Origin of the sequence: Desertihabitans aurantiacus (genome assembly GCF_003344635.1) — a bacterium.
In the GTDB taxonomy this organism is placed as follows: domain Bacteria; phylum Actinomycetota; class Actinomycetes; order Propionibacteriales; family Propionibacteriaceae; genus Desertihabitans; species Desertihabitans aurantiacus.
In genome coordinates, this window is record NZ_QPKK01000177.1 from 1 (window position 1) to 8,231 (window position 8,231).

9 protein-coding genes are annotated in these 8,231 nt (G+C 72.7%); 5 read left to right on the plus strand and 4 right to left on the minus strand.

Annotated elements, in window-relative coordinates:
- Window positions 1–322, minus strand: a 322-nt coding sequence (locus DVA66_RS13765; RefSeq protein WP_198671758.1) for a hypothetical protein, incomplete at its 3' end; no start/stop codon positions are given.
- A gap of 119 nt (window positions 323–441) precedes the next feature.
- On the opposite strand from DVA66_RS13765, the gene DVA66_RS13770 reads away from it, so the two are divergent.
- Both DVA66_RS13770 and nagB read left to right on the plus strand, forming a co-directional pair.
- Window positions 442–2,841 (plus strand): FdhF/YdeP family oxidoreductase, encoded by a 2,400-nt coding sequence (locus DVA66_RS13770; RefSeq protein WP_114560605.1) that lies wholly within the window; start codon window positions 442–444, stop codon window positions 2,839–2,841.
- Between the two features lie 55 nt (window positions 2,842–2,896).
- The gene (gene nagB / locus DVA66_RS13775) at window positions 2,897–3,682 is read left to right on the plus strand and encodes a glucosamine-6-phosphate deaminase (protein ID WP_114560606.1); all 786 of its coding nucleotides are present in this window, start codon (window positions 2,897–2,899) and stop codon (window positions 3,680–3,682) included.
- 28 nt (window positions 3,683–3,710) lie between these two features.
- On the opposite strand, the gene DVA66_RS13780 is transcribed toward nagB, so the two are convergent.
- Both DVA66_RS13780 and DVA66_RS13785 read right to left on the minus strand, forming a co-directional pair.
- Window positions 3,711–3,998 (minus strand): HesB/IscA family protein, encoded by a 288-nt coding sequence (locus tag DVA66_RS13780; RefSeq protein WP_114128057.1) that lies wholly within the window; start codon window positions 3,996–3,998, stop codon window positions 3,711–3,713.
- Between the two features lie 110 nt (window positions 3,999–4,108).
- The gene (locus DVA66_RS13785) at window positions 4,109–5,371 is read right to left on the minus strand and encodes an MFS transporter (protein ID WP_157974005.1); all 1,263 of its coding nucleotides are present in this window, start codon (window positions 5,369–5,371) and stop codon (window positions 4,109–4,111) included.
- Window positions 5,372–5,545: 174 nt separating this feature from the next.
- Here DVA66_RS13785 and DVA66_RS13790 point away from each other — a divergent pair, with 174 nt between their 5' ends.
- Window positions 5,546–6,412 (plus strand): LysR substrate-binding domain-containing protein, encoded by an 867-nt coding sequence (locus DVA66_RS13790; protein WP_232821953.1) that lies wholly within the window; start codon window positions 5,546–5,548, stop codon window positions 6,410–6,412.
- Between the two features lies 1 nt (window position 6,413).
- On the opposite strand, the gene DVA66_RS13795 is transcribed toward DVA66_RS13790, so the two are convergent.
- Window positions 6,414–6,839 (minus strand): DoxX family membrane protein, encoded by a 426-nt coding sequence (locus tag DVA66_RS13795; RefSeq protein ID WP_114560609.1) that lies wholly within the window; start codon window positions 6,837–6,839, stop codon window positions 6,414–6,416.
- Between the two features lie 108 nt (window positions 6,840–6,947).
- Here DVA66_RS13795 and DVA66_RS13800 point away from each other — a divergent pair, with 108 nt between their 5' ends.
- Together DVA66_RS13800 and DVA66_RS13805 are read left to right on the plus strand one after the other, a co-directional pair.
- Window positions 6,948–7,331, plus strand: coding sequence for a cold-shock protein (locus DVA66_RS13800; protein ID WP_114128053.1), 384 nt, complete (start codon window positions 6,948–6,950; stop codon window positions 7,329–7,331).
- The gene (locus tag DVA66_RS13805) at window positions 7,328–8,128 is read left to right on the plus strand and encodes a DUF3027 domain-containing protein (protein WP_114560610.1); all 801 of its coding nucleotides are present in this window, start codon (window positions 7,328–7,330) and stop codon (window positions 8,126–8,128) included. Before DVA66_RS13800 ends, DVA66_RS13805 begins: the two co-directional genes overlap by 4 nt.
- Window positions 8,129–8,231: the final 103 nt, after the last annotated feature.

Genomic DNA, 8,231 nt, shown 5'->3' on the forward strand with positions numbered 1-8,231 from the left:
GCGGGGCCCACTGCTGGCTCCAGGAGCTGGAGTGCGCCGCGCTCCAGGCCCGCGGGCCGAAGGAGGGCTGCTCGGTCATCACCGACTGCACGACATCGAAGGCGCGGTGCGGGTCGCGCTGCTCGCCACGGTCCGGCACCAGGGTCTCCAGCCCGGCCACCTGGCTGCGCATCTCGTAGCGGAGCGGCGGCGCCAGCGGTTCGGACGCCGGGGGCCGCGGCGCCGGCGGTGCGGCGCCCAGCGGCGGCGTGTCGGCGGGAGGCTGGAACTGGTCCGGCCGCTGGTGCGGCGCGTACTCCGGTCCGTCCTCCCAGGTCGCCATGGCGGCCATGCTATCCCCGCCGTCATCGCCTCCGGCCCGCCCGAACGCCGCCGGGCGGACGGGGTCGGAGGGCACGCGTAGAGTCGGCGAGCAGCCCGAACACCGAGCGAGGAGCGGCGATGACAGCGACGTCCACCCCTGGGACCTCCGACGGCCGCGAGGCGCCCGAGGCGGAGCTGGAGGTGCACCGTCCCAAGTCGGCCGCGGCCGGTGTCACCGGCGTGGCGGTGGCGATGAAGCGCTCGGTGGAGCGGATGGGGCCGGTCCGCTCGGCCCGCGCCCTGCTCAAGCTCAACCAGACCGACGGCTTCGACTGCATGAGCTGCGCCTGGCCCGATCCCGACCCCGAGCACCGCCACACCGCCGAGTTCTGCGAGAACGGCGCCAAGGCCGTCGCCGAGGAAGGCACGAAGCGGCGGGCCGACCCGCACTTCTTCGCCACCCACAGCATCGCCGAGCTGGACGCCCACGACGAGTGGTGGCTCGGCCAGCAGGGCCGGATCACCCAGCCGATGGTCAAGCGGCCGGGCGGCACCCACTACGAGCCGATCGACTGGGCCGACGCCTTCCGGGTGGTCGCCGACCACCTCACCGCGCTCGACTCACCCGACGAGGCCGTCTTCTACACCTCCGGACGGGCCTCCAACGAGGCCGCCTTCGCCTACCAGCTGTTCGCCCGGGCGTTCGGCACCAACAACCTGCCCGACTGCTCGAACATGTGCCACGAGTCGACCAGCGTGGCGCTGGCGGAGTCGATCGGCATCGGCAAGGGCAGCGTCACGCTCAACGACATCTACCACGCCGAGCTGATCATCATCGCCGGGCAGAACCCGGGCACCAACCACCCGCGGATGCTGCAGGCGCTGGAGATCGCCAAGCGGCGCGGCGCGAAGATCATCTCCATCAACCCGCTGCGGGAGGCCGGGCTGGTCAACTTCCGCAACCCGCAGAAGCCCCGCGGGGTGGTCGGCACCGGCACCGACATCGCCGACCTGCACCTGCCGGTGCGCAACAACGGCGACCTGGCGCTGTTCCAGGGCATCGGCGCGCTGCTGGTCGAGTGGGACGCCGTCGACCACGACTTCGTGGGGGCCCACACCACCGGGTTCGAGGCCTGGCGTGACCACGTCGCCGCGGTCGACTGGGCGCAGGTAGAGCGCGACAGCGGGCTCAGCCGGGCCCAGATCACCGAGGCCGCCGAGCTGCTGCGTGGCTCGCGGGCCACCATCTGGTGCTGGGCGATGGGGCTGACCCAGCACCGCAACGCGGTGGCCACCATCAAGGAGCTGACCAACCTGGCGCTCGTCCGCGGCGACATCGGCAAGAAGGGCGCCGGGCTGTGCCCGGTGCGCGGCCACTCCAACGTGCAGGGCGACCGCACCATGGGCATCTGGGAGAAGTCGCCCGACAGCTTCCTCGACGCCCTGGGCGAGGAGTTCGGCTTCGACCCGCCGCGTGAGCACGGGCTGGACACGGTCGAGTCGATCAAGGCGCTGCGGGACGGCCGCGCGCACGTCTTCGTCGGGCTGGGCGGCAACTTCGTGCACGCCGCCCCCGACACCGACGTGGTGATGGAGGCGATGCGACGGGCGCGGCTGACCGTGCACGTCTCCACCAAGCTCAACCGCTCCCACCTGGTGTGCGGGGAGACCGCGCTGATCCTGCCCACGAAGGGACGCACCGAGAAGGACGTCCACGACGGCGTCGAGCAGTTCGTCACCGTCGAGGACTCCATGTCGCAGGTGCACTCCTCCCGCGGACCGCTCGAGCCGGCCGGCCCGCACCTGCGCTCGGAGGTGCAGATCGTCACCGGGATGGCCCGGGCCACGCTGGGGGACCGGTATGGCATCGACTGGGCGGCGATGGGGGCGGACTACTCGGTGGTCCGCGACCACATCAGCCGGGTGGTGCCCGGCTGCGAGGACTACGAGGAGCGGGCCGACCGTCCCGGCGGGTTCACCCTGCCGCACCCGCCGCGCGACAGCCGCACCTTCCGCACCTCCTCGGGGCGGGCCGAGATGGTGGTCTCACCGATGGACGTCGTGCAGGTGCCGGAGGGTCACCTGCTGCTGCAGACGCTGCGCAGCCACGACCAGTTCAACACCACCATCTACGGCTACAGCGACCGCTACCGCGGCGTCGAGGGCGGCCGGCGGGTGGTGTTCGTGCACCCCGAGGACCTGGCGGTGCGCGGGTTCGCCGACGGCGACGTGGTCGACCTGCGCTCGAGCTGGGACGACGACGTGGAACGGGTCGCCAAGGGGTTCCGCTGCGTGGCCTACGACACCCCGCGCGGCTCGGTGGCGGCCTACTACCCCGAGACGAACCCGCTCGTCCCGCTGGACTCCACCGCCGAGGGCAGCAACTGCCCGACCTCGAAGTCGGTGGTCGTCACCCTGCACCGGCCCGGCACCGCCGGGGAGGGCGTCCGGCCAGAGGAGACCGACCGGGCCGGCGACGCGGGCACCAGCCGCAGCACCGGCAGCCGACCGGACCCGAGGCCGGCGCACCAGTCCTGACGCGTGACGCGGGCGGGGCCGGCGGGGCCGTCCGGATCTGCCAGACTGACGCCCCGTGGAGGTCATCATCTGCCCCGACGCCGACGAGGTGGGCCGGGTCGCCGCGGCCAAGGTGGCGCGGGTCTGCGCCGACGAGGAGCGTCCCGTCCTCGGTCTGGCCACCGGCTCGTCCCCGCTCGCGATCTACGCCCACCTGGCCGCCAAGGTGGAGGCGGGTGAGCTCGACCTGTCGGCCGTGGACGCCTTCGCCCTCGACGAGTACGTCGGGCTCGACCGCAACCACCCGGAGAGCTATGCCAGCGTGATCGCCCGCACGGTGACCGAGCCGCTGCGGATGGACCCGGCCCGGGTGCACGTCCCCGACGGCGCGGCCGAGGACGTCGAGGCCGCGGCCGAGGCCTACGAGCGGGCCATCAGCGAGGCCGGCGGGGTCAGCGTGCAGATCCTCGGCATCGGCACCAACGGCCACATCGGCTTCAACGAGCCGACCTCCTCGTTCAGCTCACGCACCCGGATCAAGACGCTGGCCGAGCGCACCCGGCTCGACAACCAGCGCTTCTTCTCCTCCCTGGAGGAGGTGCCGACCCACTGCCTCACCCAGGGCCTGGGCACGATCATGGACGCCCGGCACGTCCTGCTGGTGGCGCAGGGCGCGGCCAAGGCGGATGCCGTCGCGGCCACCGTGGAGGGCCCGGTGTCGGCGGTCTGCCCGGCCAGCATCCTCCAGCACCACCGGCGGGCCACCGTCGTGCTGGACGAGGCGGCCGCCAGCGGGCTGCGGCTGCGCGGCTACTACCAGCACGTGTACGCGCACAAGCCCGGGTGGCAGCGTTTCGCCTGACCCGGGCCCGTGCGCGTGAGGGAGTGGCTCAGACCGTCTGCTGCGGCCCGAGCGCGAACTCCACGTTGCCCTGCTCGTCGACCTGGGCGTCGAGCACCATGTCGCTGAGCAGCTCCGAGGCGCTCTGGTCGACGAAGACCCGCGCCCCGTCCGCCTCCACCACGGTGTCGCCCGGCTCGGGGTCCGGGGTCACGGTGATCCCCAGGCTGCCCGCGGCCTCGTCGGTGGCCGCGATCCGCAGGCCGGCGTCGTCGGCCTCGTGCTGACCGGAGATGGTCCGGACCACGGTGCTGGCCCGCTCGCTCAGGGTGAGCATGCTGCTGTCCTTCCGTCGGGGACGTCCGAACAACCCACCCTGCGTGGCTCTCCGGACGAACCCAAGCGGCCGTCTCACCCAGCAAGACCGGCCCGGTGGCCCCGTCGGGGTCAGGGGACCCGGACGATGCTCAGCCGCGGGGCCCAGCGCTCACGCTGCAGCGCCAGTCGCAGGTGCGCCTGACGGGCCATCAGCCCGGCCAGCACCGCCGTGACGATCAGGATCACCACACCGCAGAGCACCAGCGCCGCGCGCGGGCCCGCCCAGTCGCTGAAGCGCCCGACCAGGGGTCCGGCGATCGACTGCCCGCCGAGCAGCACCATCATGTAGACGCTCATGACCCGGCCGCGGACCTCCGGTGCGGTGCTCAGCTGGATGAGGGAGTTCGCGCCGATGAGGAAGGACATCGTCGCCACCCCGGACAGCACCAGCAGCGCGGTGAAGGCCATCTGCCCCGGGACCACCGCCATCGCCGCGTAGAGGACGCCGAGCGCGCCCAGCCCGCCGGTCAGCGAGCGCAGCCTGCTGGTGGTGGTGCGGCTGCCGGCCCACAGCCCGCCGATCAGCGCGCCGACGGCGTTGACGGTGGTCAGCAGGCTGTAGCCGCTGACGCCGGTGTGGAACTCGCTGTCGGCCATGGTGGCCAGCAGCACCGGCAGGTTGAACGCCATCAGCCCGGCCAGTGCGACCAGCAGGATCGCCCAGAACACCTCCGAGGTGGACAAGATGTAGCGCAGCCCCTGACGCAGCGCACCGGGGGCGCGCGGGACGACCGGGCGGGTGAACTGCGGGCGCACGGTGAAGACGATGGCCGCCACCGCCGTGCACGCCAGGCCGTTGATCATGAACGCCCAGCCGTTGCCGACCACGGCGACCAGGACGCCCGAGACCGCCGGCCCGAGCACCCCGCTGAACTGGAAGACCGTGCTGTTCAGCCCGACCGCGTTGCGCACCTGGGAGGAGGGCACCAGCTCGCTGACGAAGGCCTGCCGGGCCGGGCCGTCCACCACGACCACCAGGCCGAGCGTCAGGGCGATGGCGTAGACGTGCCAGACCTGCACCACACCGGCGAGGGAGAGCCCGCCGAGCAGCAGGGCGAGCGCGGCCGCGACGGTCTGGGTGAAGATCAGCAGCCGCCGGATCGGGAAGCGGTCGACGATGACGCCGCCCCACAGGCCGAGCAGCAGCATCGGCAGGAACTGCATCGCGACCACCAGGCCGACCGCGGCGGCCGAGCCGGTCAGCTCGAGGACCAGCCAGTCCTGGGCGATGCGCTGCATCCAGACACCGGTGCTGCCGATGAACTGGGCGGGGACGAAGCGTCGGTAGGCGGGCGAGGACAGGGCGGAGAAGGTGGCCGGGAGACGGCGCACAGGGATCACCTGGATCGGGTCGGAGCGGTTGCGAGGAGGGCTGGCGACGCTGCCAAGGGTCCGGTCTCGCGGAGGCCGGGGCGTCCCCGGGGGGACGTCCACACGCTAACCGCACGGGAAACATTTCTGCGAACTATGCTCGCTATAAGTCGCATAAGGGGTCATGATGACCCGGTGACCCGCTACTTCGACCCGACGCTGCTGCGGACCTTCCTGGCGGTGGCCAACGGGCTGAGCTTCACCCGGGCGGCGGCGGAGCTGGGCATCTCCCAGCCGGCGGTCTCCCAGCAGATCCGGCGGCTGGAGGAGGCCGCCGGGCGTCAGCTCGTCAGCCGCGACACCCGCACCATCACGCTCACCGACAACGGGGAGGCGATGGCCGGGTTCGCCCGCGCCATCCTCGCCGCCCACGACGAGGCGGCCAGCTACTTCACCGGCTCGGCGATGTCGGGCCGGCTGCGTTTCGGCGCCGCCGACGAGCTGGCGCTGAGCGAGCTGCCGAGCATCCTGCGCCACTTCCGCCAGGTGTACCCGCGGATCAACCTCGAGCTCACCGTCACCCAGAGCGGCACCCTGCTGCGCAGCCTCGAGCGCAACGCCCTCGACCTCATCTTCATCAACCAGGAGGCCGACACCGATCTCGGCCGGATGGTGCGCCGCGACCGGCTGGTGTGGGTGGGGCTGGACCGGCTCGAGCTCGACCCCACCCAGCCGCTCCCGCTGGTGACCTACCACGCGCCCAGCTTCGGCCGCAGCGCCGCGATCAGCGCCCTCACCGCCGCCGGCCGGGCCTGGCGGATCACCTGCAACACGCGTCAGATCAACGGCATCCTGGCCGCGGTCCGGGCCGGGCTGGGGGTCTGCGTCCTGGCCCAGAGCCGGGTGCCCCCGGACCTGCGCAACCTCACCGGACGGGTCGACCTGCCCGAGCTGCCGGACGTGGAGATGGCGCTGGTGGCCAACCCGCGCTCGGCCTCGGAGCCGGTGGAGGCGCTGACCAAGGCCATCCTCAACCTGCCGCTGGCCCCGATCGGGCGCTGACTCAGCGCTCGGGCTTGGCCAGGCCGTCCAGCACCAGCGACGTGCCGATGCCGAGCATCCACACGTCCTTGGCGATGCCGAGCCCCTCCGGGGTCGGCGCGAGACTGCCGGGCTGGCGCAGACCCGGGGTGCGCAGGTACAGCCCGACCAGACCGCCGGAGAACCCGGTGAGCACCGCGCCGGCCACCGCGCGCGGGACGAAGGGCACCAGCAGCGCCAGTCCCGTGGTGATCTCCAGCACGGCCAGCAGCTTGAGGAACAGCGTCGGCTCGATCTTCTTGAGGAAGGGGTAGGCGCCGGCGGCCATGCCGTGGGTGCCCTGGGCGGTCTCGGCGTCGCCGTTCCACTTCTGCCAGCCGGAGTGGACGATGAAGACGCCGGTGGCGAGGCGCTCGGGGTAGCGGATCAGCTTCGGACTGAGGGCCATCGTTCCTCCTGCGGGGGTTTCGAGGTGGTTTCAGTGTTGCACCGCTCGATAGGCTGGGCCGACCCGGCCGGTCGGTCGGGCCCTTGGCATGACTTGAGTGAGGTTGCGGTGCCGACTGGCAAGGTGCGTTTCTACGACGCGGAGAAGGGCTTCGGGTTCTTGTCCTCCGACGACGGTGGGGACGTCTACGTGCGCGCGTCAGCGCTGCCTGCGGGGGTGACCAGCCTGAAGCCCGGCCAGAAGGTCGAGTTCGGGGTGGTGGCCGGCCGCAAGGGCGACCAGGCGCTGTCGCTGCGCGTGGTCGAGGCGCCGCCGTCGCTGTCGAAGGCCCAGCGCAAGTCGCCCGAGCAGATGGCGGTCATCGTCGAGGACCTCATCAAGATGCTGGACGGCCTCGGCAACGGCTACCGCCGCGGCCGGCACCCCGACGGACGGGTGGGCACCAAGGTGGCCACCGTGCTGCGGGCCGTCGCCGACGAGCTGGAGCTCTGAGCGTGGCGACAGCGACCCGTACCCGCGCCGGCCGCGCGCCCAAGCTCGACAGCATCCTCGCCGAGGCCGTCGACCTCGCCCGCGAGTCGGCCGAGGAGGAGGGCCCCGGGCAGGTGGGGGAGCACCTCGGCGTCCAGGCCGAGGACGACCGTGTGGTCAGCCACCTCTTCGAGTGCACCCACCCCGGCTACCGGGGCTGGCGCTGGTCGGTGACGCTGTCGCGCGCCTCCCGCGCCAAGCGCGCCACCCTCAACGAGGTGGTGCTGCTGCCCGGCGAGGACGCCCTGCTGGCGCCCAGCTGGACGCCGTGGGCCGACCGGATCGAGGGCGGTGACGTCACCCCCGGGGTGGTGATGCCCACCCCCGACGACGACCCGCGTCTGGAGCCCGGCTACACCGGCGGCGAGCACGCCGCCGACACCGACCCGGCCGAGGCGAGCATCACCCGGTCCGTGGTCGCCGAGCTCGGCCTCGGCCGTGAGCGGGTGCTCACCCCCTACGGCCGTGACGAGGCCACCGAGCGCTGGCTGGACGGCGAGCCCGGCCCGGACAACGAGTCCACCCGGCAGGCGCCCGGCAGCTGCGTGACCTGCGGCTACTTCGTGCGTCTCCAGGGCAGCCTGGGACGGCAGTTCGGCGTCTGCACCAACGTGTGGTCGCCGCGCGACGCCGGCGTGGTGAGCGTCGACCACGGCTGCGGCGCCCACTCCGACGTCGTCGCCGAGGAGCGCGCGGCGGAGCTGCCCCCGCCGGTCTGGGAGACCGTCGAGGTCACCGAGGGCTCCCTCTTCACCTGACCCGTGCTCGGGGTCGCTGGTCGTGGTTCTGCCCGGTCGCGGCCCGGCCGGGCGGGACGTCCCGCCCGGCCGGGCCTCCTCCTCGTTCCTCGGAGGATTTCGG

Coding starts and splice junctions, on each gene's coding strand:
- DVA66_RS13770 (WP_114560605.1), top strand. CDS start 442: ATGACAGCGACGTCCACCCCTGGGACCTCCGACGGCCGCGAGGCGCCC.
- DVA66_RS13795 (WP_114560609.1), bottom strand. CDS start 6,839: ATGGCCCTCAGTCCGAAGCTGATCCGCTACCCCGAGCGCCTCGCCACC.
- DVA66_RS13780 (WP_114128057.1), bottom strand. CDS start 3,998: ATGCTCACCCTGAGCGAGCGGGCCAGCACCGTGGTCCGGACCATCTCC.